The sequence below is a fragment of the Martinezella lusitana genome, from assembly GCF_010668395.1.
GTDB classification, from domain to species: domain Bacteria; phylum Pseudomonadota; class Alphaproteobacteria; order Rhizobiales; family Rhizobiaceae; genus Rhizobium; species Rhizobium lusitanum_A.
Genome location: NZ_WUEY01000010.1, coordinates 71,725 through 96,610, shown reverse-complemented (window position 1 = coordinate 96,610; position 24,886 = coordinate 71,725). Strand labels below are relative to the sequence as shown.

The following is a 24,886-nucleotide window of genomic DNA, read 5'->3' as shown; positions in this document are numbered from 1 at the left end:
TATGAGTTCAACTGCCAATAGACGCTATAGCGCAAGCGCAGCGGTGCAATTTGCAAGGATTGACGAATATGTCGATCCGATCGTGGAGGCTATCGCAACCCACGACATGACCATCGAAAAGCGGGGCGCAGTCCACCACATCCGATCGCCGTTCGGGAAAGCCACATTCGAGGCCAGGCAGGGCGGTTTCAAACTGACGGTCGAAGCCGCAGATCCCGGCGGGATCAACCGTTTGAAGCACGCGCTGGTCGGCCCGATCTGTTTCATTGCCGCACGCGAAAAACTGGATATCCGGTGGGAGGGCGACCACACGGCGCCCACTCTTCCCGAGGATCTCAGGCTGCTGCATGTAAGATCGATCGAAGATATTACCTCCCGTTTCCGCCGGATAACCTTCAAGGGCGAGAACCTCGAGCGCTATGACCGCGACGACCAGCTGCACTGTCGGCTCATCTTCCAGCCACGCGGCATTGCCACGCCGCATTGGCCGATGCTCGACCATCTGGGCCATGTCGTCTGGCCGAGGAACTCCGCCGTTCCGACACGCGTCTACACAATCCGGCGCATCGACACCGGCCGGCAGGAGATCACAATAGACTTCGCGCTCCATGCCCATGCAGGCCCCGCGACGCAATGGGCAATGGATGCCCGTGCGGGAGACCTGGTCGGCATTCTGGGACCTGCCGCCAACGGACCGAAGCCCGCAAAATTCCATGTGCTCGCCGGAGACGAAACGGCCTTGCCGGGGATTGCGAGAATCCTTGAATCTCTTTCCCGCGACGCCACGGGCCATGCGTTTGTCGAGGTGGACGGCAAGGCCGACGAGTTGCCGTTGGAATGCCCTTCGGGCGTGACGGTTCATTGGCTTCACCGCAATGGCGCCACTGCGGGTACGACGACCTTGCTGCCGGATGCCGTCCGTTCGGTGCTATGGCCGAAAAACCGGGGAGAGGCGTTCTTCTGGGGCGGGTGCGAGCATAAGGCGTTCAGCGCAATCTATCGTCATCTGCGAAAAGAAATCGAGCTTTCGAAAGAGCGCTTCGTGCTCTACTCGCATTGGCATAGATCCCTCAGCGAAGAGCAGATCATTGCAACGGGCGCCGAGGCATACCTGCCGCAATGAAAGGGCGCATGCAGCCAACCGCTCGCTTCGTCTGGCGGAACGGTGGATGCACGATGGACTTTTGGTCTGATCCGCCATTCGTGACCAGCCCTCTCGGTATGTGCTGGTTTATGAACATGGCTGCCGGCGGCCATTTCTACGGGCCGCGCACCTCGTTAGGCGGGGGACACGCATCGGGATTTGCAACGCCGGCTCCGCACGGCGGCCGCCAAGGCAGGACGGCACTTCATTCCGTCTCGGAATAACGTGTTGAGGAACACGCAATTTCTCATTGCCCCTATTTTGCTTATCTTGGCTTGATCCTCTGTCTGCCTGGAAGAAACCGTGATGCAAAACAATCCGCTGTCCCATGGGCTTTGGGAAAAAACTGCGCCAGCCCCGCCGAAAACGACAGTGCTTTCCACGGCAGCGACGACGGAAGTGACCATTGTCGGCGGCGGGTTCACCGGTTTGTCCGCCGCACTTCACCTGGCGCGGAAAGGCATCACCTCCACGGTTCTGGAGGCAGTGGAAATCGGGTTCGGAGCGTCTGGCCGAAACGTCGGCCTGATCAATGGCGGCATGTGGGTGATGCCCGACGACATTCCCGGCGTGCTGGGCGCCGAATACGGCGAGAAGTGCCTGAAGCTTCTCTCGGATGCCCCGGTGGTCGTGCGCGACACCATCGATGAATACGCCATACCGTGCGAGCTCGAGAGAAACGGAACCCTTCATCTTGCCGTCGGCGCAGGCGGCGTCGAGGAGCTTGATGCCCGTCACCGCCAATGGGTTGCGCGCGGCGCACCTTTGGAGCGGCTCGATGCGGACGAGACGCGCCGCCGCGTGGGATCGGACGCGTATTCCGGCGCTCTTTTCGACCCTCGGGCCGGTACTTTGCAGCCGCTTGCCTACGTTCGTGGCCTCGCGACTGCGGCGATCAGAGAAGGCGTTAAGATTTTCACCAATAGCCCGGTCGTCTCCGCGGACAGGAGCGGCGCCGGATGGCTGGTCAAGACCGCCGGCGGCTCCGTATCCAGCAAATGGATCATCGTCGCCACCGATGCCTATTCGACAGGCCCTTGGAAAATCGTCAGGGAGGAACAGGTTCACCTGCCCTATTTCAATCTCGCGACAGCCCCTCTTTCCGACAATTTGCGCAGGACGATCCTCCCGAACCGCGAGGGATGCTGGGATACCAAGGAGATCCTTTCGTCATTCCGCATGGATCAGCGCGGCAGGCTGGTTTTCGGAAGCGTTGGAGCGCTGCGAAACTCGGGTCACGCCATTCATCAATCCTGGGCGAAGAGATCGCTGAAGCGCTTGTTTCCGCAGCTCGGAAACGTCGAATTTGAAACCGCCTGGTATGGAAAGATCGGAATGACATCGGATGCGGTTCCGCGCTTCCACAAGTTCGACGAGAACGTCATCGGGTTCAGCGGATATAACGGACGCGGCATCGCTCCAGGCACGACCTTCGGAAAGGTTCTCGCCTCCTACATTTCCGGCGAGATGAACGACGCCGGCCTGCCGCTGCCGGTCAGCGAGCCGAAGACCGAGACGTTCAGATCCGTAAAGGAGGCATATTACGAGGTCGGCGCACAAATCGCTCACCTCGCGGATGCCCGATTCTAAGGACAGGCGAGGGCAGACCCCTCGCCGCTCCTTGCCGTCATGTCCTCGTTTTGCGATATTTCCGACATTTGCGATCAATGCCCCTGGCTTGACCGCCGCAGCCCCCAACCTTGCATCGCAGGAGCCCGACAACGCCGACAAAGGCCACCGGCTGCTTTGGACGCCAAGGTATCTGGATGATGGGTCATTAGCCACCTTTCTCCGCGCGAGGCACTTCCTATCCGACCCACATCATCATCTTTGGATAATGATTCAAGTTTGGATGCGGCTAGGCCGTGTGGACGAATTTGAGCCGGCTATTTGGCTATACAAAATGTGCCTTGATCGTAGCGGATAGCGATGGCGCGGCTGATCTTGAGGGGGCCGCAGCTTTTGGTCGCTGCGGCCCTTCTCGAATGGCGTCGTGTTGCCGGGGCGCCGGCGTGTAGAACCGGTGCCATAGGCTCTTCCGGTCTCACGAAAGCAATTTTACACCGCTAAATGCCGGGCCAGAACAGCTAGGCGGCCAGCTTCTTCAGGTAGGCATCGGCCTCTTCCGGGATGGCGAACCACGGAAAGAAATCGGGTGGGTTGTCAAAACCGTTGGCGATGCGTTTGGCCAGTTCCGGATAGGCCTGCGCGGCGCCCATGATATTGAGCACATGCGGTGGCGGCGGCTGCAGGAGTGCGTTGGTCCAGCCGGTGACGTATTGCGCGTAGTTCCAGTAGCCGTCGAAGGTCGCCTGCATGAAGGCGGCGTCATAGGGCCTGTTGCCATGAGCGAGGATCGCGTCGAGATAGGCCTTGGCCGCCTTTGAGGCGTTGTTGGAGCCCTGTCCGGTGATCGGATCGTTCAGCACCACGGCGTCGGCCATGCCGAGCACGGGCGCACCGGAAGGAAGCCTGCCGATCGGCTTGCGCACCGTTGGAGCAAAGGCGCCGGCGAGGATGCCATTGTCGTCCGTCAGCGTCACGTTCCTGTTGCGCTCGGCCTCCCACGGCAGGAAGGTGTCGAGGACCCAGAGCGACTTGGCCAGATGTTCGGCCGGCGTCTTCACATCCTTCCAGCAATCCATCGGGCCGCCGGGGATGCCCTCGAACACCATGATATCGCAGGGGCCGTTTACCGTCAGGGCCGGGAAAACGAAATACTCGCCGACTGTCGGGATGAGGTTGAAACTGACCGCCGAATGGTCGGCGCGCGGCAGCATGCCCTTGACATAGGTCAGCGCCAGCGCCCGCTGCGGCTTGTCGAAGGGCGATTTCTCCGCATCGCGTTCGAAAAGCCTGGCGATTTCGCCCTTGCCGGCCGCCACGATGACGAGGTCGGATGATTTCGCGTAGGCCTCGAGGTCGTCGATGCCGGCATCGCGGATGGTGATCGTGCCGCCGCGACGCTCGAATTCCGTCAACCAGCGCGGAATCTTCACGCGTTGGTCGACGCTCCGGCCGGCACGGTCCAACTTGCCGTTCCAGTCGATCGCCTTGTTGCCGGAGCCGTCCGGCGCCGGAACGCAGAAATTGATCGAATCGACCGTCGGGCACTCCGCATCCCAGAAGTTCAGGCCCAGTTCGCGCTCGTTTGCCAGCGCCTCGCCGAACATGCACTGGCTGGACAGGACCTTGCCGGCTCGAATTTCATCGGCCGTCCGGTTCTGGACAATCTCGACGTCGTAACCGTTGGAAAGCAGGCCGCAACCAAGCTGCAGGCCGGATTGGCCCCCGCCGACGATGGTGATCTTGCGTTTGCTCATTGTTTTGTTCCCCGTTCTTGTTGTCGTTCAGTCCATCAGCTTCGGAATGGCCGGAACATTCTGCTCCGGCCCCATCGCGGTATAGCCACCGTCGACGCAGATATCGGTGCCGGTGACGAAGCTGGCATTGTCGGAAAGCAGGAAGGCGACCGCCTCGGCGACCTCCTCCGGATTGCCGGTGCGGCCGAGCAGATGGAAGGGCGCGGCCACCCTGTTCGTCTTCTCCCGGTCGCCATGGGTGAGCTGCACCATGATGTTGCTCCAGGTCCAGCCGGGCGAGACGGCGTTGACGCGAATACCGTCTGGCGCCAGATCCATCGCCTGGTTGCGGGTAAGCTGCAGGATCGCCGCCTTCGAGACCGGATAGACCCAGCGCCCGGTCTGGGCCACCCGCGCCGAGATCGACCCGAAATTGACGATCGCGCCTTTGTTGGCCTTGAGATGCGGGTGCGCTGCCTGCATCAGCATGACGGAGCTGACGATATTGACGTCCAGCGCCTTCAGCCAGTCGGATCGGTTGGTCTCGGCGCCGTTGTCGAGATAGGTGCAGGCAACGTTGACGAGGAAGTCCAGCCTGCCGGTCGTCTCCACCGTCTTCGCCACCAGCGCTGCGATCTCTTCGTCACTGGTGATATCGGTCTTGATGAAGGTCGCCTTGTCGCCAAGCCGGGCGGCGACCGCTGCGCCATCCGCCTCGTTGATATCGGCAATCACCACCCGGGTGTCGTAGCCGATCAGTATTTCGGCCACGGCCTGGCCGATCAGCGTCGCGCCACCCGAGATGATCGCTGTTTTTCCGTTCAATCCCCGCATGATAGTCCCCACTCCGTTTCTTAAGGATTGTGCACAAGCTGGTATATCGAGACCTAAACCGTCGCCGGCGCGATCTGCGTCGTGGTGAACCCGCCATCGACATAGACCAGGGGCTCGGCGTTACCGCCGCCGCTCACCGTCTTGCGGACACGGCCGATCAGGATCACATGCGTGGCGAATTCCACGGCCTGGTCGAGGTCGCAGTCGAAACTGGCCACCGCATCCTGAAGGACGGGTGCGCCGGTTTCATGATCCGCCCAGGCGCCGACCTGAAAGCGGTCCGCGGCGGCATGGCCGGTGCGGCCGGCGAATGTTTCGGCGACCGGCTGCTGCTCGCGCGTCAGGACATTGACACAGAAATTGCCGCTCTCGGGAACGAATTGCCCGACCCAGGTGTCACGGTGAACGCAAGCGATCACCGAGGGAGGCTCGACCGTGAGCGAACAGACGGCGGTGGCCGTAACGCCGCGCGGTTCGCCATTGACGCCGCGCGTCGTCACCACTGTCACGGCGCCGACCACCTGGCGCATCGCTGAACGGAACTCATCCCTGTCCATCGTCAAACTCCCCAGACTTCCATTCGCTTTAGATTTAAAGTAAGTTGATGTTCCGCTCGGAAAGGCGCTTTCACAATCCGGATCGCGCGAGGATTATCCGGATTCGGCAAGAATGCGCCGAAGCTTTCCACCGGGCGTAAGGAAACCCGATGCCGACAGAGCATGTGCCGCTTTCCCGTTTCGCAGCCGTGAATACGCGCTCGCCCGAAGCGGCGCGCGAAGCGATCGGCCGGATATTCTGCCCGCATTTCCTCAACCCGCTGGAGCGTAATCCGGTCTCGTTCCATGCCCGCCACCATACGGTGGAGCAGGCGGACTATTCGGTTAATTTCGTCGCCTATGGCTCCGCGGTGGAAATCGATCCGGGCGAGCTGTCGCGCTTCTTCCTGTTGCAGTTGCCGATCGCGGGGGCGGCCACGGTGCGTTGTGGCACTCAGATCGCGGATGTCGGCGCGGGCTTGCGAGGCTCGGTGCTATCGCCCACGCTCGGCTCACGCATGGTCTGGAACGAAGGCTGCCAGAAGCTCATCATCCTCATCCGGCGCGAGGCCCTGGAGGCGCAGTTCGAAAGCCTGACGCATCAGGCCTGCCGGGCGATAGAGTTCGATGCCGCCGTCGATCTTACCATTCCCGTCGGAGCGGCAATCTGGCAGCATGCGCAACTGATGCTTGGCGCCGCAGAAACAAGCCACGGCATTGCCGACGCCTACAAGACAACCCTGCGCGACGGCATAACGACGTTGTTGCTGACGGGACTTGCAAGCAACAAGACGATGCTGTTGTCGCGGCCCGCGCCATCGGCCGATCCGGTCGCCGTGCGGCGCGCGCAGGATTTCATGGAGGCCCATGCCGAACGGCCGATCGCCATGGCGGAAATAGCAAAAGCGTCGGGTGGTTCGCTGCGCTCGCTGCAGAATGCCTACCGCAAGGCCAAGGGCATGACGCTGAGCGATGGATTGCAGGCCCTGCGCCTTACACGGTTCCGCAGCAATCTGCTTGCCTGTGGGGGTGCCGGCTCCGTCGCCGAAGCCGCCTTTGCCGCTGGCCTTGGCCATCTCGGGCGCGCGGCCGCAGCCTACCGTGACTGCTTCGGCGAAACACCGTCCGAGACGCTGCGCCGACGCAAATGACGGCGGCGCCGGTGCTGCGCGATGCCGTCAAATGTCGGGACACTCAGGTGCCGGGCGAGCGTTCAGCTCACGACATCAAGCTGGCGCGACTGCATTTTCTTTATGAATTCAGCTCTGCTGCTGGCGCCGGTCTTGGCCAGGATCCGGCTGACATGCGCCTTGACCGTCGGCAGCTCTATGTTCAGCCGGCGGCCGATTTCCTTGTTGCAGATCGCTTCGCCGACCAGATAGGCAATCTCGCGCTCGCGGGGCGTCATGGTCTGCAGTCCGTTCCAACCCGTGCTGTTGCAATCATCGATGATGCAACTGCTCGCGGTGAACTCGACGAGCTTGTCGAGAAAACTGGCATTCTGCTCGGTGAACGCCCCCTGTGCGTCGCTGCGCAGCAATGACGCGCCCGCAACGATCCGCGATCCGGTCCAGAAGTAGAGCTCCGTCTGGAAGGATGTGTTCTGGGGCTGCAGGAACTGCTCGAAATATTCCGTGCCGCCCTCATCCCGGCCGGCATTCTCCCGGCTCAGCATCCGCAGCCGCGATGTCCCGGCCGTGACGCGCCGCGGATGCAGCGGATCGATGCGCCAGAAATGATGATAGTAGCGCTGCTCCCAGTAGGGCGAGAGATTGAACAGCTGATGGTCCATGACATGGCGGCCGTCATTGACCCGATAAAAGCAACAACCGCTCAGCGGCATGACCGATGCCACGACACCCAAGAACTGTTCCGCGAAGCTGCGCGATCCGAATGAGCTTGCTGCTCCAACCATGGGAAAAGCCGATGAATATGTCACATTTCTGCATTGAAGCAGCAGCCGTGGACGATTGTCAACTGCCCGAACCGTTGGCGCGGCGGCCTCCTGTGCGGCACCAGGGCATAATACCTCGGTATCATAGCCATGACCCGACAACTTTCCTAACGTCCGGCAGATCTTGAATTGTCATGAGTACGGCGGGCGGGCATGACCGGTCGATTTCGATCGCCCCCGCCCTCTGCACCGGCATCCAGCGGAGTTCGAAATGAGCATGCGTCCTGAATATGTCGCCCCCTATATGGCGATCGGTCTCTCGACGATCGTCACCGGGATCGCCGAACGGAGGCATATTCGCCACAATCTCGAAACGATCGAGGAAGCGATCCATGCATCCGTGTCGATCTGCTCGATCAATGCGCCGGTGCGCGTCATCGCACTTGCCGAGGGCGCTCTCACCGGCTTCACCGACGAAATTTTCGATGTCCCGCATGTGACGGCCGCCAAGGAAATGTTCATCGACCTTCCGGGCGAAGAAACGGAAGCCCTCGGCAAGCTGGCAAGGCATTATGACACCTACATCATCGGCCAGTGCAAGGCGCGCTGGCCCGATATCATGAAGGACCGCTTCTTCAACACGCTGTTCGTCATAGACCGCAAGGGCGAGATCGTCCACCGCGCCGCCAAGAACCATCTCTGGTGCCGCGAACGCAGTTGCACGCCGCACGATATCTACGATCGCTGGGTCGAAGTCTTCGGTGACGGGATCGAGGCCTTCTACCCGGTGCTTCGCACCAATGACATCGGCAATATCGGCACGATCTGCTGTTCCGACGGCGAATATCCGGAGGCGGTGCGCGCACTCGCCTTCAACGGCGCCGAGGTGGTCTATCGTCCGTCGGAAGCCATGCCGATGACCGGCTCGGGCTATCCCGGCGGCGGCAGCTGGATGATCCAGAACCGGGCGCATGCGGAGTTCAACAGCGTCTACATGCTGTGCCCCAATATCGGCCCGGTCTACCTGTCGCCAAGCTCGAAACATCCGATCGACATTGCTGGCGGCAACGGCCACATCGTCGATTATCGCGGCAACATTGCATCCTATGCCGCCAGCGGCGCCAACACGATGGTGGCCAGCCTCATCGACATCGAGGCGCTGCGCCAGTTCCGCACCATGAATCTCAATTCCAACTGGATGAAAGATCTGAGGACCGAACTCTTCGCTCGCATGTATGAAAAGCCGATCCATCCGCGCAACCTCTGGCTCGACAAGGATCCGGAGCGCCATGCCGCTGTGGATGAGGTCTACCGCGCCAATATCGGCAGGCTTGTCGAGCGCGGATCATGGACATTGCCCGCGCATGAGGTGCCGGGCGCGCGCTACACGCCGTCTTCACCGGATGGCGAGGACGACTGGAATGAAGCCAAGGTCATGTGGCGACCCTGGCACAACAGCTGATCTCATCGGCGCCCTCCGTTCCGACAGAAAACAAAAGGGGTTTCGGAACGGAAACCGTCGCTGGTAACACCAAACTCAACTGGGAGAGACTACCATGTTTGCTTTGCAATTTTCCGCGATGCCGCTTCCGCGAAAGCTGGCCGCGCCGGCCTTCGCCGCACTTCTTTCGGCCGCCGGTCTGGTCGCGCCGGCCGCTGCGGCCAACACCGACGGCATCGTCGGCACCTGGATCGTCAAGGCGCCCGATGCCCCCTTCCAATATCACATGTTCGTCTTCAATGCCGACGGCACGATGCAGCAGGCCAACCCCGACGCCGGCGACGAGAATACCAGCGACAGCGACGGCAAGGGTGTATGGGTTCGCAAGGACGGCAAGAAGGTGATCGGCAAGTTCGTCGAGATCACCGCCGATCGCACGACGCACAAATTTGCCACCCGCGGCGAGATTTCCTACGAGATCGACGTTGCCGGCGACAAGCTGACCGGAACCGCCTCGGCCAAGTTCTACGACGAAAATGACAAGGTGCTGCGCGGTCCTTTTCCGACCGCGCTCGAAGGAAGGCGCGTCACGCTGCCGTGAGCAGATGTCACGCCAACTGCGGCCAACCGTTCCCCCAGCCCCTATTCGGACACCAAGTCATGTCTACATTTTCAACTGCGCCCAAGCGCACCTTGCACACGCTTGATATCTTTTTTCTGGTCGTCGCCGCGGCCGCGCCGCTTGCCGCCGTCGCCGGCAACGGCGCGCTCGGAGTCTTGCTCGGGAACGGCGTCGGCATGCCAGGGTCCTATCTCATCGCCGGTCTGGTGCTGATCCTGTTTGCAGTCGGCTTCGTGCGCATGAGCCCGCACATCCAGCATTCGGGCGCGTTTTACGCCTATGTGCGGCACGGGCTTGGTCCCTATGCGGGCGGTGCGGCGGCTTTCGTCGCCATCGTCGTCTACGGCATGATGGTGGTCGGCAGCGCCGCCGGTTTCGGCTTTTTCGCCAATGTATTTTTCGCCGAAAACCTCCATGTCGATCTTTCCTGGGTGGTCTGGGCAGCGCTTGCCCTGGCAGTGGTGGCGCTGATCGGCTATCGCGAGATCACGCTCGGCGCCCGCCTGCTGGCGGTGTTCCTCACGCTCGAAGTGCTGATCCTGGTGGTTCTGACCATTTCCGTCTTTTCTCCCGGCAGCCCGGCGCATGTCACCTATACGTCCTTCAGCCCCTCCACCATCTTCAGCGGCTCCTTCGGCGTCGGCCTGATGTTCGCTTTCGTGTCGTTCCTGGGTTTCGAATCCGCTGCCATCTACAGCGAGGAAGCGCGCGAGGGGCACAAGACGGTCAGCCGGGCATTGATCGCAGCCGTCATCTTCATCGCGGTCTTCTATGCTATCGCCATGTGGAGCGTCATTGTCGCTTTCGGTGACGACAAGGTCGTGGCCGCCGCCGGCGAAAATCCCGGCACGCTCGTTTTCAGGGCCTTCGGCCAATACACATATCCGGTGTTTACCGTTGCGGTCGAATTTCTGATGGTGACCAGCGCGCTGGCTGCGACGATCGCGCTTCACAACGCCGCCTCACGCTATCTCTTCTCGCTCGGTCGTGAAGGCATGCTGCCGGGGATGCTCGGCAACCTGCATCCGCGACTGCAGTCGCCGCATATAGCCAGCGTCGTGGTCACGGTCATCACATCGCTCCTGGTCGCGCTCTTTGCGATCGGCGGGGCCGATCCGCTGATGACCGTGCTGTCCAGCACCTTCGGCCTTGCCGCACTCGGCATCATCCTGCTGCAGGCAGCCACCTCCGTGTCCGTCTGCGTGTTTACCTGGCGGACGAGCAAGGAACCGGGGTCAACGCTCAACCTGCTGATCGCCATCCTTGCGAGCGCCGGCCTCGTGGCGGCGGCAGTGTTGATCATCATCAACTATTCGACACTCACAGGCAGCCTCGGCTTCCTCGACTACGCGCCCTGGCTTATCCCGATCGCGGCAGTGATCGGCATGATCGTGGCCCGCGGCTCGAAGCAGACAGGCAAGATGGCGGCCGTAGGCTGATGGAAAAATGGGAGGGGACGGATGAAGATACGGCTCGATCCTCCCGACCGGCAGCAACACGAGACCTTCACGATATGATCTGGAAAGGAGCGGCGAGCGCCGTCGCGCGGGTTGCGCACTGAATATGCTCGCAACGGAGCGACAGAGAAAAATGCCCCCGAATACCCATTTCATGCAATAAATCCTAAGATCTCCCCCGGCGTCTGCCGCAGATCAGCTTGATCCATCGATAGCTGACCGCTAGATTGCCGACGCGATTAACGAGAAGAACAAGAGGATTCTCATGCCGACTGGCAAGGTTAAGTTTTTCAACACCGACAAAGGCTTTGGCTTCATCACCCCGGAAACCGGAGGAGCTGATGTTTTTGTGCATGTCTCCGCACTGCAATATGGCGACGTGCTGAGAGAGGGACAGTCGGTTTCCTACGATCTGGGTCAGGATCGCAAGACCGGCAAGTCCAAGGCGGAAAACGTCAGGCCGCTCTGATTACCGTAGACAAGGCACTACCCGATTCTCGGGTAGTGCTCTCGGGCAAGCGCCTTGGCCATGGAGCGCCTGCCGGGATTTTCCGCAAGAGACCGCGCTTGCAGACGAGATATGCCGGTTGGCTCGATCCGCGCGCAGGTCGCGGTCCGGCATGAAACTCACACTCTTCAAATCCGGCCTGCAGCCTTCAGCATTGCGGAAGGCATCGATCATGCTCCTGAATTTCAGGGAGCCTCTCCCAAACTCCTCCGCTCACGCCTCATAGGCTCCAATAGCCTACGATATTCTGGCTCCAGCGCCATCGAACAGATGAACCTTTGTCTGGTCGACGCTCAACGTGATGTTCTGCCCTGATCGGACGTCGATGCGGTCGCGAAGTACGATCGTCGCGGTCTGGTTGCCGATTTTCGCGACCAGCATCGTTTCCGCGCCGGTTGGCTCAACGAGTTGAACCGTCGCGGCAACGCCCGGTTCGCCATCGGAAATGGCCAGATGTTCGGGCCTGATGCCATAGCTGCGGATCTGGGCATTGTGTGTGCCGGCAGGCAAGGGAAATACCGTACCGTCATCGAGCACGAAGCGCCCGTCATCGACCTTTCCCTCAAAAAGGTTCATCGCGGGAGAGCCTATGAACGTTGCGACAAAGGTGTTCGCCGGCCGATCGTAAAGCTCCAGCGGCCGGCCTACCTGCTCGATGCGACCGGCTCGCATGACGACGATCTTGTCGGCCATCGTCATGGCTTCCACCTGATCGTGGGTGACGTAGACCGTCGTCGTCTTCAGACGCTGGTGCAATTGCTTGATCTCGGCGCGCATGGTCACGCGGAGCTTGGCGTCGAGGTTGGACAAGGGCTCATCGAACAGAAATACCTTCGGGTGGCGCACGATGGCGCGTCCCATCGCGACGCGCTGCCGCTGACCGCCCGAAAGCTGCTTGGGCAGCCGGCCCAGGAGCGGCTCAAGAGCCAGAATGCCGGCCGCCTCGCGAACACGTTTCGCAATCGCCGCCTTGCCCTGGCCTTGCAGTTTCAGGGCGAAGCCCATGTTTTCCTCAACCGTCATATGCGGATAGAGCGCATAGCTCTGAAAAACCATGGCGATGTCGCGCTCCTTGGGCGGTACATCGTTGACGACGCGGCCCCCGATCATGATCTGGCCACCGCTAATGTCCTCCAGTCCCGCCAGCATGCGCAGCAGGGTGGACTTGCCGCAGCCGGAGGGACCGACAAGGGTGACGAACTCGCCATCCTCGATGTGGACGGAGACGCCGTGGATCACGGATGCGGCGCCATATTGTTTATGGACCTGATCGATTGCGACGGATGCCATGATAGTATCTCCTCCCGGTTAAAGTTTGAGCTGCCAGACGCGGGCAGAAAGGACGACGCCTTCGGCGGCCGACAGGCGCGCGGCGCGCATCTCGGCAAAGTCCGGCAGGCGCTTCGTTCCGGTCCAGCGGCCGTTATCGGCAAAAACCTCGATCGATCCGGCATCCAGGAAGATACGCAGATGCGAAGGGCGCGCACCGGCCGCCAGATAGCGGGGCGATGTCTTGCCATTCCGGCGATCGAAGAGAATTTCCAGGCCATCGGCGCCGAGCCGCAATCCGAGATCGACCTCCGGATGTTCGAAGAGCAGTTCGAACGGCCCGCCGGCAACGGACAGGTCGAGCTCGATTTCGATTGCGCCGTTTTCGAATTCCAGACGATCGCCGCCGGCCAGCCGGCGATCGTCGAGCAACGATTGACGAAGTCCTTCGGCGCTTTCGACCGGCGGAGTGAGGACGGCTTCGCCGTTCCACAGGACGCGGCGCGGCAAGGTCATTGCTGTTGGAAAGTCCTCTCTCTTCGAAACGTCGGTCCAGTTCGCCAACCACGCGATGCCGACCGGCTCGTCCCCGTCGACGAAAGCCTGGAACGCATAGGCGTCGGAGCCGAAATCCAGCTCCTGTTCCAGCTCCGGCTGGAAATTGCGTCCGTCGAAGCGGCCGACCGTCGCGGACGTCATGTTGCGCCGGCCCGTCGCCGGATCCCGGCTGGTCAAAAGCCCGAAAATCAGCGCCCAGCGCGTCTGCGCCGCATCCACGGCGCCCAGCGGCACCATGCACGGGCATTCCGCCGCCGTCATGCCATACCGGTCCTCGCGGTGCAGCGGCCCCAGAAAGACCCATCCATTCGCCCCCTGCGGGTCCGACGTTTCATAGAGGAGCACGACACCGCCTGCCTTGTCGCGGCTGCCGAGCAACATCTTCCAAACGCTGTCCGGCCCCTTGAACACATAGGGATCCCGAAAATCTTGCGTGAGGCCCAATCCCTCAGGACGCTCCGGCAGGATGATCGCGGGCGTTTGCGTCGAGAGTTCGTCGCTACAAAGAGCGGAAAGCTGGATCTGCTCCTCCGGCTTGCGGTCACGCATCTGCTCGGTGAAGAAGATGCGGATCGCCTCCCCGCCTTGTCCGGCAACAGGGATTGCGGAACCGGAGAAGGCACCACCGCGGCCGTCGGCACGCTCGGAAAGCTCGGCCGATGGAAACAGGAAGACCGGCAGGTGCTTCCAGCGAAGGTAATCCTTCGAAACCGCATGCCCCCAGTGCATGGTATTCCAGCGCAGGCTGTGCGGATAATGCTGGTAGAAGAGATGCGCCAGCCCGCCGAAGCGGCCAAAACCGTTGGGATCGTTCATCCAGCCGAAAGGCGGTCGGAAATGATAGCCGTTTGCCAGGGAGGGCGCAGCATTTTCCGGTGCATGATGGAGAACCTCGATGCCCTCTTCGAGCACCCGCGCCGGATGGAAGGCATAGATGACCGAGATGGCGACATCCGAACTGTTGTAACCGAGCTCGGCTCGTCCTCCGACAGACAGCGTGACCTCGTGGAATTCGAACTCCTCCGTTCGAACCACGACGATATCGACAATGCTCACGCCGTCGATATTTATCGAGAGCGTGGCCGTCCGATCAGATCGGCGCGCCTTCAGCCAAAGATGAATGACGGAGCCTGCGCCAAGTTCGGCGTCTATCGTCTTCAATGCGGGTGGTGTGGTTATTGCCTGGCTAGTCATCAATCAACCTTTTACGGCGGAGCCGATAAATGAGCTCACGAACCAGCGCTGGAACGCCAGATAGAGAGCAAGAATAGGAAGCATCATCAGGACGGAGGCCGCCATGGCGCGATCCCAGTAGATGTTGTCCTGGCCGAAGAACGTGGCGATGGCGACGGAGATGGGCCGCGCATAGTCCGTCTGCGTCACCAGCGTCGGCCAGAGATACTGGTTCCAGCTCTCGATGCCCATCAGGATGGAAACGGTCGCAAGCGCCGGAAGGCTGAGCGGCAGGTAGATCGAGCGGTAGATGCGAAAAACCGACGCACCATCGATTTCGGCGGCTTCGTAGAGCTCCTTCGGGAGCTGGGCGAAGAACTGGTAGAACAGGAAAATGTATAGCGGGCTTGCCACCCACGGCAGGATCTGCACCGCGAAGGTATCCGTCATCCCGGCGCGCGACATCATCACCACAAGCGGCATGATGATGCTCTCCTGCGGGATGATATAAAGCGCCACCACGAGCGACAGCAATATCGCCTTTCCGCGCAACGATCCCCACGCCAGGACGAAACCGGCCATGGAATTGATGACGAGGCCCGAGCCGACCGTGACCACGAGGATCAACAGCGAATTGGCGAGATAACGCCCGAATGCGAGCTCGCCGGAAAAATGGGCGATCTCCTGGAAGTTCGCCAGCGTCGGCTTCGAAACCCAGAAGGCCCGGAAACTGCCCATGTCCGCGAGGATCTGGAAACGATCCTCCTTGAGGCTGGCTATGAACAGCATGAACAGCGGCGAGATCACCACGAGCGCAATGATGAAGATACAGACGGTCTGCACGATGCGCAGGGATCTCCTGCCGGAACGCACGACGGACAGGGACTGGGGAAGAGCGATATCAGACATCGAAGCGCCTCAGCAGTTGGCGTTGGAGCAGCGCGATTGCGAGCACGATGACAAACAGGATGACGGAGACGGCCGAGGCATAACCGAGCTTCTGCTCGCCAAACCCGGATCGCACCATGTAATGGACGACCGTTTCCGTACTTCCCTTCGGGCCGCCCTGGGTCAGGATCGCGACCTGGGTATAGAGCTTGAAGGCCTGGATGGTGGTGATGACCAGGACGAAGACATGGGTTGGCCTGAGGCCGGGCATCGTCACATGCCAGAAGCGGCCCAAAGCGTTGGCGCCGTCGATCCTTGCGGCATCATAAAGTTCGTCGGGTATGCCCTGCAGCCCGGCGAGATAGATGATCATCTGGAAGCCGTAAGCCTGCCAGGCGGACAGCAGCACGATGGAAAACATCGCCCAGCTGGGATCGCCGAGCCAATCGATCGGCTTTATGTGACCGGCGGAGAGAAAGCCGACGATCTGGTTGAGCGGTCCGCTCGGATACTGAAATAGCGTGCTCCAGACGACGCAGACCACGACCATGGAGGTGATGGCCGGCAGGAAGAACATGCTGCGAAGCAGATTGCGGCAGGGAATCTTCTGATGCAGCAGCAATGCGGTGGCGAAGGCCATGCCGCACTGAACCGGAAGCACCCAAAGAGTGAACCGCGACACGTTCCACAGCGAGGTCCAGAACAACGGGTCGTTGAAGATGCGGATGAAATTCTGCAAGCCGATGAAGCGGACCGGCGTCGGCCTCGGCACCAGCGGCTGGTTGGTCATCGACGTCCAGAACGACAACAGGAAAGGGGCAATCAGAAAGCAGGCCAGCAGCAGAACCGCCGGCGCAATCATCAGTATTTCCTGGGTCAGCCGTCCGGGATCGCGGCGCGTGCCGGGACGCGATCGACCGGCAACGGACGATTGTTGCAATGTCATGGTCTCCTCCTCGCAATGGTCGGGTTCACGGCGTCATTCTTCGGGGCCGGCTTGAAGCGCCGGCCCCGGGTATCAGGGATCATTGCTGGGCGTCGAAGGGCGGATAGCCGGCATTGTCGTCGATATCCTCGTCGATCTTCCGGGCAGCCTCGGACAAGGCATCCTTGACGTCACCGCCGTTGAAGGCCTTGTCGACGGCCGTCATGAAGGCCGAGGTGATCGCCGGGTAGGCAGGGTGCGGCGGACGGGCAACCGCCGTCTTCGAAGCCTGCTCGAAGGCGACCGCCATGGCGCCGCCCGGTGCGTAGAGCGGCGAGTCCGCCGCAAAGCTTTTCAGCCCCGGAAAGGCCGATTCCTGCTTGGCAAAGTCTCGGTATTCCTTGTCTTTCAGCAGGAAACTCAGGAACTTTCCGGCGACATCGGGATGTTCGGATGTCTTGGTAATGCCCCATATCCAGGTGCCATTCGGGCTGGCGCCCTTGTCGCCGAGCTTCGGCAGCGGCAGGACGACGATATCGTCCTTCATGGCGGCGGCGGCTTCGGCATAGAACCAGTGGCCACCGAGCGCGAGCGCGGCAGGACGGCCTTCGGCATAAAACTGATTGGTCCCCGACGATCCCGGAACGACCCAGCCGTTCTTTACCCAGCTCTGCATCATGGTCAGCGCGCCGACACATGCATCGCTGTCGAGCGTGCCCGCCGCCTTCCAGGTCTTGCGGTCGATCAGATCGCAGCCGGCACTTTCCAACAGCGGACCATAGGCATAAGTCACCCATTCCGTCTTGATGCCATAACCGCGGAAGATATCGATCGGCCATTTCACGCCATCGAGCTTGGAGAGTTTTTCGAGATAGCCTTCGAATTCCGGGCGGGTCCAGGCATCATCGACCGATTTCGGGATGCGGGCGCCGATCGCCTCCAGATACTTCCTGTTGCCGTAGAGCACGACGGAGGAGTCCGTCAGGCCAACCGCATAGAGAGCCTTGTCGATCGGATAGGTTCCCTGGGAGATATTGGACGCCGTCATGTCGTCGATGATGTCCTTGTCGATCAGCGGCTTGATCGGCTGCAAATAGCCGGACCAGACATAATTGGCGAGAAAGGGAGCGTCGATCTCCATGATGTCGGGAAGCTGTTTGGCCATGACGGCAGCGCTGAACTTCTCGTTGTAGGCATCGTGCGGCGCGTAGATGAACTCGACATCGACGTCGGGATTGGCGTCTTCGAAACGCTTTGCGACATCCGCATAGGTCTTGACCCAGCCCGGGTCGCCCTGATGCATCATGTGAATGACGGTCTTTGCATCGGCGAGCGCAGCAGTTGCCATCAGCGTGGCAGAAGCCAGAAGCAATCTAAGTAAACGTTTACCCATAGTACCCTCCTCCTTTTGACAGGTATAGTTTCAGCTAAATTTTCAGACGGAAGACCGTTCCATGAGCTGGAACGGCAATTTCAGCAGTCTGGCCGGGCTGCTTGGTCCGGTCAGTAGAATTTCCGCGGCAAGACGCCCCATCGCGCGGTGCGGCAGCGCCATCGTGGTCAATGGCGGGTCGAGGCGGGAGGCGATTTCGACCTGGTTGTCGAAGCTTGCTACGGCCACGTCATCCGGAATCGCAGCCCCGACGCGCCGGAGCGCGGCATAGACCTCCATGGCGACACGATCGTTGCCGCAGAGAATGGCATCCGGGCGATCGGCCGCGGCCATCAATGCCGTGACATGTGCCAGGACCAGGCTGGGGGCGCGATCGCTGTATGTCGGCCGCCGGACAGCGGGAAGAACGGCAAGCGGCGAAAGGCCTGCGTCATTCAACACGGTTCGAAAGCCCTGCTCACGCAACTCGCCGGCCAGAAGACCGGGCAGATTGATGAAGGCGATACGCTTCCGGCCCGCCGCGAGCAGATGGCGCGTCACTTCGATCGCGGCCGCCTCTTCGTCCGGCACCAGCGAGATCACCCGCCCGCTGGCTTCCCGGCAATTGATCATGACGCCGACGCTTTTGGAAAGTTCCGGCGGCAGCTCGACTGTCTTGTGGTACATTGCGGCATAGGCGATGGCACGCGGACGGAACCGGCGCACCTCTTCCAGAACCGATCCGACATCGCGGTTTCCGCTGAGGTTCATGGCAAATACCGCCATTTCCGCCGTTCGCGCGGCACCATCCAGCCCGCGAATGATTTCGGTGGCAAAGGGTGAAGTGATAAGCTCGTCGGCAACGACGCCGATCAGCGGCAGCCACCCTTGCCGCACGCCGCGCGCGGCCAGGTTGGTGACGTAGCCGAGTTCTTCGGCAATCTCCTTGATCCTCGCCCGCGTCTCCTCGGACATGCGGGCGGTGCCGCCATGCAGCGCGCCGGAGACGGTCTTGATGGAGACCCCCGCCCTTTCCGCTATATCCGATAATGAAGCTGCCAACCGCACCCCTCCTTGGGTTATCGATTACCCAATACATTCACCCGAACTTCCTTGTCAACCATCTTTGTCGTTTGGGACGGCTCTACCCTCGTTCGGCGACCGGACGCGCGGGGTATCAACCAACGAACCGCCATGCTGCTGTCCGATGAAATCCTGGGGCCCGCTACAGACCGTTCATCGAAAGCGGGCTCCGGCATTTCATACGGGGAAACGCCGATTTCCAAAGGACTAATTGGGCGCGGCGAATTTAATAGGAGGCGATTACATTCGTCCCGAAATCCGGCTCGACGCCGAGCATGGGGGCAGCCTGCTTGATGATGTCGCGCACCATCGGCGCCGCCGTGTTCGTGGCGAAGGTCAGGTTATGCTCGCCGGTCAGCGGCTGGTCCACAAAGGCGAGCACGACATATTTCGGATGCTCGATCGGGAAGGCGCCGAGGAAGGAGTTGAAGCTCAGCTTGTGGGAATAGACGCCGTGAATGACCTTGTTGGCCGTGCCCGTCTTGCCGCCGACATGATAGCCGGGAACGTTAGCCGGCTTACCGGAACCCTCCTCGCCGTTCAGCTTGAACAGCGAGCGGATGATATCGCTGGTGCCAGGCTTGACGATCGGGGTTTCCACCTTTTCCGCCTCCTCGATCGTCCGGGGCAGGAAGGTCGGCTCGATCAGCTCGCCGCCATCCATAAGCGCGGCCCCTGCGACCGCAGTCTGCAACGGTGTCGTGGCGACGCCATGGCCGAAGGAAATCGTAATGGAGTTGATCTTCTTCCAGACGCGAGGTTGGGTCGGCATTTTGACCTCAGGCAATTCCGTCTGCAATTTGCTCAAGAGGCCGAAGCGCGTGAGATAGGCCTTCTGATTGTCCATGCCGACGCGATCCATCATCTTGGCCGTGCCGATATTGGAGGAATAGCGGAAGATTTCCGGTACGGTCAGCCATCGGCGCGGCACGTCGTGGTCGTCGTGGATGATGAAGCCACCATAGTGCAGCGGGGCAGACGCATCGAACGTATCCGTCATCTTCACGGCACCGACGTCAAAGGCCATCGCCATCGAGAAGGTCTTGAACGTCGAACCCATTTCGAACGTGCCGTTCGACATGCGATTGAGCCAGCCGTCGCTGCCTGTCGCCTGCGGATCGTTCGGATCGAAGTCAGGAGCCGAGGCCATCGCCAGAACCTCTCCTGTATGGATATCCAGCACCACGGCGCCCGCCGCCTTGCCCTTATAGAGATCGAGCGCATTGGTGACGACGTCGTGCACGACGTTCTGGACGCGCAGATCGACCGAAAGCTTTACCGGCTCCAGCGTGTCGCGGCTCGTCAGGCCCGTGGAATCGAGATCCGAAAGGCCCTGCATGTCGAGATATTTCTCCATGCCGGCAACGCCGTGATTGTCGATATCGACATAGCCGAGGATATGGGCGGCGGTGCGGCCGCCCGGATAGAAGCGCTTCACTTCCGGGCGGAATCCGATCGCCGGTATGCCGAGAGCGAGGATATCGCTCTGCTGCTTCGGCGTCAGCTGGCGCCGCAGCCAGGCGAAGTGCGAGCGGCTGTCGGCAAGCTTCTTGTACAGCGACTTGCGATCGATGTCGGGGAAAACCGAGGCGATCTTTTCCACCGCTTCGTCCGGATCAACCACACGGTTCGGCTCGGCAAACATCGAGACGGTGCGGATATCGGTCGCGAGCAGCTCGCCATTTCGATCGACGATGTCGGGACGCGCGGCAGTCACATGATCGGGCGGGATCGATGAGGTATCGGCCTTTGGCTCCAGATCGAAATAGGTGAGCCTTGCGAAGATCGCCGCATAGCAAACAACCAGTCCGCCGCCAAGCATCATGATACGGGCCTTGGCAAGCTTGGATTTGCCTGTGACCCGCGCAGGCGGGCGTTGGCGGCCTCCGGGACCAAAGGTGAGCCTTACAAGGCGACCGCTGTTTGCACTTAGAGCGTGAATAATCGACATTACCGATTTGTTCGCAAAGATTGGAAGAGCGGTGTGCCCTTCGATTAAGAATCTTTAAACTTAAGTTGGTTAACAAGCACCTAATGCTAAGTTCGTCTTAGCTTCAGCACCTTCAAAAACAGGCGCTTTGCCGCCCGAGTTCACCCCGATGGAACGGGGGCCTTTCGATTGCAAAATCCGCGCTTAGCGCAACGGTCGCCCCCCAAGAACGACGCTGCCGCCTCGCATTGCGCTCGTCCGCGCGCCTGCAATCGGGCACTGGCTCTTCCATGTCTTCAATCTGGGCGGCGATGCCGGTTTTGCCTGGGGCTGCACCATCCGCCATGACGTGACGATCCGGAAAGTCACCATCGTCGGAGGTGGCTCGTGGGGGTCTGCGATGGTCACAGGTCGCCAGCCAAAAATGCACGCTTCAGCTCAAGCCTTATGTCCAGGACCGATTGGTCCTTACGCTTGCGCGCATTCCATCATGAACATAAAGCCGAGCGCGGTCGTCGGGATGACGGAGGAAATGGAGCTCCTTGCCGGTCGAAGCATAGGAATATGGTGCCGTTCGCCGCAACCGCTCGCGGACCGGCTTCGTCCCGCCGCCGGCTTCTACACCGAACCAGTTCATGGCGTCCTGCGGCGAATACAGTTCCTCGACAGCGATCTCGTCCGGTGCAGTCGTTATGGTCATCGTTGCGTTCAGGCGGGTATATCGACCCGCCAAATTCGTGTCCGCGGGCAACTGCCAATGCGCATAGCCTGACAGCGGATCGGACTGCGGCAAAGGCGGCGGATCGGCAAGCCCCCAGGTCGCTCGCAGGATATCTTCGGCCAGCGCGCCGATCTGTGACGCTGCCCAGACGGCATTGGCTGCCACGACCACCGTACCGGGGTGATCTTCGCGCAGCCGCACGGCGCATACCTGGCCGGCAGTGGTTCCATCGTGCCCCCGGCAATAAGATGTTTCACCAAGCCGATAGCGCGCCAACCCCGGTCCCCAGCCCGCGTAACGCCATCCTACGGTTGGTACGATGGGCAACGGAGGCGCCATCAAACGCGCTCGTATGAGCCGCATCAGCCTCGCAATATCGGCGGGAGTCCCGGCAAGTCCTCCGCCGGGTGACAGCGCCGCGGGTGCATACCAATGTGCCGTATGGCGCGCTTCCCCGCCATCCGGCGGCGCGGCGTATCCGGCAGCTATCGGTCGGATCAGGATACGGTCAGGGCGCGCCGAAATGGAGTGCGACCCGAGGAACCGGGCGATACGATCCTCTGCGAACTCCTCCCAGCGCTGGCCGGTCAGGATCTCGGTAAGATATCCTGCAAGGACATATCCCGAGTTGGAATAGGAGAAGAGCTCGCCCGGCGGCGCGATCAAGGGCAGAGAGACGATCGCACGGGCGGCGGCCCGGCGGGCGCCCGCCCCCTGCCCCATATCCACCCACCATTGGGAATCCAGACCCGAGGTATGGCTGAGGAGGTGACCGACCGTCGTGTCGTGGAAGGCGTATTCATTGCTCGCCCTGAGATCCGGCGCGATGTCCACGACCGGCGTATCGAGCTTCATTTCCTTGTCCGACAGGGCTTCCACCAGGAGAAAAGCGGTGATCGACTTGGAAACGGAGCCGAGCTGGAAGGCGGTCTCCTCGACGACGGCTGCGCCGGTGCGCACATCCGCCATCCCGGCGCAGAAGCAGCGGATTGTTTGGCCATCGTCGATCGCGACGGAAACGCCGGGCGCGCCGGTCGCGTCAAGCCAATCCTGAAGCAGGTTCAACATGAAAAGACGCTCCCTTCCGGCGCTCGGCGCGCGATGGTTTTCGTTTGCTGCACGCAGGCGTGAAGGTCGTGCAACGGTCGATCAGACAACACCGAGATAATCCGTCAGTTGCCTGTCCGATGCCAGAAGTCCGCCGAGCTGCAGGGCCTGCGACCAGCGTGCCAGCTGATCGCGCTGCACCGTACTTGTCGTCGCCCACAGGCCGATTGACTGGTAGAACGCGACGATCGCTTCCAGGCGCTCGGGCGTGTATTGCGGGAAGTAAGGCGCAACGACACGGGCGACCGTATCCGCGCTCTGGGCGGCGAGCCATTTCTGCGTATCGTCCAACGCCGTGGCAAAGCGGTCGAGGACTGACCCCTTGCGCTCGTGCAGCGAGCGATCTGCCATATAGACGCTCCAGGGAAGACGCCCCGCCTGCTGGCAGACGGGCAGAACCACGCGCAACGCATCGTGGAGCGCCACCTCGCCATCGACGAAGAACACATCGCCGACCCCGCGAATGAACTCGGCAACGGCGTCCTTGGCGGTGAAGCCGAATATCAGCTTGACGTCCCCGAGCGAAAGGCCCGCCTGCGCGAGCGCATAGGTAAAGGCAGCCCATGCCGTCGGCGCCTCGCCCGGATAGACGACGATGCTCTTGCCGCGCAGGTCGGACCAGCCGAACGCCTTGGTCCCGTCCTTGCGCTGCGCCAGCACATGCCGCGTCTGCTGGTTGCTCTGCGCGACGATAACCGGGCTCATGCCGGTTTCCGCCAGCCGCAAGCCGTAGACGCAACTGCCGAGCAAGATATCGACATCGCCCCTGTTGACCGCGCCGACCGTGTCTTCGACCGTGCCGTTGCTCTTGTAGAAAACCAGATCGATCGACCGACCCGCAAACCGCCCCGTCGCCAGACCCGCATATTGCGGGACATAGGCAAGATCGTGCGCGCACGAAATTCTCAAACTATCCATCATTCTATGCCCTGTTCCTCCATTTGCGGGAGGGCGGCAAGCAACCGCCCTCCCGCGGGATACTCCGCCGTCAGCCGGTCACATCTCGCCGTCTGTCGGCGTATTGACGCCCACCTTGTCGATGATGACGCTGGGCTGGCCGTAATATTCGGCAATAGCCGCCAGCGTGCCGTCAGCCTTGATCGCCTTCATCGCCGCCTCGATGGCCGCGGTAAGGCCGGTTTCCGATTTCAGGACACCGAAACCACCGTTCTGCGGGCTCCAGCCATAGGCTCTGTTCGCGGACTTGACGATGCGGAACAGACCGGCATTCTCCTTGGCGGCAACGAGGCTTTCGGCCGCCGACATATTGACGATCTGCGCATCGGCCGAGCCGCTCTTGATTGCAAGCAACGCGGCGTTGGAATCCGGCAGCGTCTTGATGGTGATCTTCGCCTTGCCCGCGTTGCTGCACTGGGGCTGAACTTTGTCGATGAAGGTGGCGAAGACGTCCCCGCTCTGGCGGGTGACGATCTTGCCGCACAAATCGGTGAGATCGTTGATCGACTGGTCATGCGCCCGCGCGAGGACGACATTGCCGAGCGTGGTGTAGTCAATGAAGTTGAGCACTTTCTCGCGCTCCACCGTATCGCCCATGGAGGAGGCGATGACTTCGTATTTGCGAGCCTGGATGCCGGGGATAATGCCGTCGAACTGCGTATTGTCGAAGGTGATCGCTACGCCCATCTTCGCGGCGATGGCGTGTGCCACGTCGATATCGATACCCACCAGCTTGTTCGTTTCGTCATAATATTCGAAGGGCGGATAGGGGGCCGAAGTGACGAAGCGCAATGCGCCCTTGAACTTGGCGGGAACGAGGGCGGCGATCGCCTCGTCCTTCGCTATGGTCTTGCCGACCACGGTCTGATCGGTGGCATCGGCAGCCGCGGCTGAAAAGGCGCTGCCGAAGGCCGAAGTCCCGGCCACGAAGGCAACGGCGAGGAATGCGTGTCTGTGCAGTTTCATGCGAGCTTCTTTCTGGTCGTTGGAGAAGTCTGCGGAGAAATTCCTGGATGGCTCATGCTTCGGATCGGCGAGAAGCTCGCCTGACACACTTTCTTCGACCACCTGCCCATCGGCCATGAAGAGACATTGAAGAGCCCGGTCGATGACCGGAATCTGCGCGAACCTCCCAAGGCGCAAGCCGAAGGCAAAGAGGCAGGTC

At 61.1% G+C, this 24,886-nt stretch carries 21 protein-coding genes; 7 read left to right on the top strand and 14 right to left on the bottom strand.

What is annotated here, in order from left to right; genetic code table 11:
• Position 1: 1 nt before the first annotated feature.
• Positions 2–1,123: a siderophore-interacting protein gene (locus GR212_RS21140; protein ID WP_163989074.1), complete on the top strand. Its 1,122-nt coding sequence runs from the start codon at positions 2–4 to the stop codon at positions 1,121–1,123.
• 327 nt (positions 1,124–1,450) lie between these two features.
• Positions 1,451–2,734, top strand: a complete 1,284-nt coding sequence (locus GR212_RS21135) for an NAD(P)/FAD-dependent oxidoreductase (protein ID WP_163989072.1) — start codon at positions 1,451–1,453, stop codon at positions 2,732–2,734.
• A gap of 497 nt (positions 2,735–3,231) precedes the next feature.
• Here the strand turns inward: GR212_RS21135 and GR212_RS21130 are convergent, their stop codons facing one another.
• From GR212_RS21130 to GR212_RS21120, 3 genes are read right to left on the bottom strand one after another with little or no spacing between them, the layout of a single operon-like run.
• Complete coding sequence (locus GR212_RS21130; protein ID WP_163989070.1) at positions 3,232–4,467, bottom strand: styrene monooxygenase/indole monooxygenase family protein; 1,236 nt, start codon at positions 4,465–4,467, stop codon at positions 3,232–3,234.
• Positions 4,468–4,494: 27 nt separating this feature from the next.
• Positions 4,495–5,280 (bottom strand): SDR family oxidoreductase, encoded by a 786-nt coding sequence (locus GR212_RS21125; RefSeq protein WP_163989068.1) that lies wholly within the window; start codon positions 5,278–5,280, stop codon positions 4,495–4,497.
• A gap of 53 nt (positions 5,281–5,333) precedes the next feature.
• Positions 5,334–5,837 carry a flavin reductase family protein gene (locus GR212_RS21120; RefSeq protein WP_163989066.1) on the bottom strand — a complete coding sequence of 168 codons (504 nt, stop codon included), beginning with the start codon at positions 5,835–5,837 and terminating at the stop codon, positions 5,334–5,336.
• Positions 5,838–5,986: 149 nt separating this feature from the next.
• Between GR212_RS21120 and GR212_RS21115 the strand changes: the two genes are divergently transcribed.
• Entirely contained in the window at positions 5,987–6,967 is a 981-nt protein-coding gene (locus GR212_RS21115) for an AraC family transcriptional regulator (RefSeq protein ID WP_163989065.1), read from the top strand.
• A 62-nt stretch (positions 6,968–7,029) separates the two neighbouring features.
• Here the strand turns inward: GR212_RS21115 and GR212_RS21110 are convergent, their stop codons facing one another.
• Positions 7,030–7,671: a response regulator transcription factor gene (locus GR212_RS21110; RefSeq protein ID WP_348643500.1), complete on the bottom strand. Its 642-nt coding sequence runs from the start codon at positions 7,669–7,671 to the stop codon at positions 7,030–7,032.
• A gap of 310 nt (positions 7,672–7,981) precedes the next feature.
• On the opposite strand from GR212_RS21110, the gene GR212_RS21105 reads away from it, so the two are divergent.
• From GR212_RS21105 to GR212_RS21090, 4 genes are all read left to right on the top strand, one after another.
• A complete protein-coding gene (locus tag GR212_RS21105; RefSeq protein ID WP_163989061.1) occupies positions 7,982–9,172 on the top strand; it encodes a nitrilase-related carbon-nitrogen hydrolase in 1,191 nt (396 codons plus the stop codon).
• A 94-nt stretch (positions 9,173–9,266) separates the two neighbouring features.
• A complete protein-coding gene (locus GR212_RS21100) occupies positions 9,267–9,752 on the top strand; it encodes a hypothetical protein (protein ID WP_163989059.1) in 486 nt (161 codons plus the stop codon).
• Positions 9,753–9,811: 59 nt separating this feature from the next.
• The gene (locus tag GR212_RS21095) at positions 9,812–11,212 is read left to right on the top strand and encodes an APC family permease (RefSeq protein WP_163989057.1); all 1,401 of its coding nucleotides are present in this window, start codon (positions 9,812–9,814) and stop codon (positions 11,210–11,212) included.
• 283 nt (positions 11,213–11,495) lie between these two features.
• On the top strand, positions 11,496–11,699 hold the full coding sequence (locus GR212_RS21090) for a cold-shock protein (protein ID WP_112804338.1): 204 nt from the start codon (positions 11,496–11,498) through the stop codon (positions 11,697–11,699).
• A gap of 276 nt (positions 11,700–11,975) precedes the next feature.
• Here the strand turns inward: GR212_RS21090 and GR212_RS21085 are convergent, their stop codons facing one another.
• The 10 genes from GR212_RS21085 to GR212_RS21040 form a co-directional block, all read right to left on the bottom strand.
• On the bottom strand, positions 11,976–13,028 hold the full coding sequence (locus GR212_RS21085) for an ABC transporter ATP-binding protein (protein ID WP_163989055.1): 1,053 nt from the start codon (positions 13,026–13,028) through the stop codon (positions 11,976–11,978).
• Positions 13,029–13,046: 18 nt separating this feature from the next.
• Positions 13,047–14,759 (bottom strand): GH32 C-terminal domain-containing protein, encoded by a 1,713-nt coding sequence (locus GR212_RS21080; protein ID WP_163989053.1) that lies wholly within the window; start codon positions 14,757–14,759, stop codon positions 13,047–13,049.
• 3 nt (positions 14,760–14,762) lie between these two features.
• Positions 14,763–15,647 (bottom strand): carbohydrate ABC transporter permease, encoded by an 885-nt coding sequence (locus GR212_RS21075; protein ID WP_163989050.1) that lies wholly within the window; start codon positions 15,645–15,647, stop codon positions 14,763–14,765.
• Complete coding sequence (locus GR212_RS21070; RefSeq protein ID WP_163989048.1) at positions 15,640–16,572, bottom strand: carbohydrate ABC transporter permease; 933 nt, start codon at positions 16,570–16,572, stop codon at positions 15,640–15,642. The genes GR212_RS21075 and GR212_RS21070 overlap by 8 nt, the downstream gene beginning before the upstream one ends.
• A gap of 79 nt (positions 16,573–16,651) precedes the next feature.
• Complete coding sequence (locus tag GR212_RS21065) at positions 16,652–17,944, bottom strand: ABC transporter substrate-binding protein (protein WP_163989046.1); 1,293 nt, start codon at positions 17,942–17,944, stop codon at positions 16,652–16,654.
• A 42-nt stretch (positions 17,945–17,986) separates the two neighbouring features.
• Complete coding sequence (locus GR212_RS21060; RefSeq protein WP_163989044.1) at positions 17,987–18,985, bottom strand: LacI family DNA-binding transcriptional regulator; 999 nt, start codon at positions 18,983–18,985, stop codon at positions 17,987–17,989.
• A gap of 247 nt (positions 18,986–19,232) precedes the next feature.
• On the bottom strand, positions 19,233–20,957 hold the full coding sequence (locus GR212_RS21055; RefSeq protein WP_163989042.1) for a peptidoglycan D,D-transpeptidase FtsI family protein: 1,725 nt from the start codon (positions 20,955–20,957) through the stop codon (positions 19,233–19,235).
• Positions 20,958–21,381: 424 nt separating this feature from the next.
• Positions 21,382–22,725, bottom strand: coding sequence for a serine hydrolase domain-containing protein (locus tag GR212_RS21050; protein ID WP_163989040.1), 1,344 nt, complete (start codon positions 22,723–22,725; stop codon positions 21,382–21,384).
• An 81-nt stretch (positions 22,726–22,806) separates the two neighbouring features.
• A complete protein-coding gene (locus tag GR212_RS21045; protein ID WP_163989038.1) occupies positions 22,807–23,685 on the bottom strand; it encodes an ABC transporter substrate-binding protein in 879 nt (292 codons plus the stop codon).
• Between the two features lie 75 nt (positions 23,686–23,760).
• On the bottom strand, positions 23,761–24,687 hold the full coding sequence (locus GR212_RS21040; RefSeq protein ID WP_163989036.1) for a transporter substrate-binding domain-containing protein: 927 nt from the start codon (positions 24,685–24,687) through the stop codon (positions 23,761–23,763).
• Between the last annotated feature and the right edge of the window lie 199 nt (positions 24,688–24,886).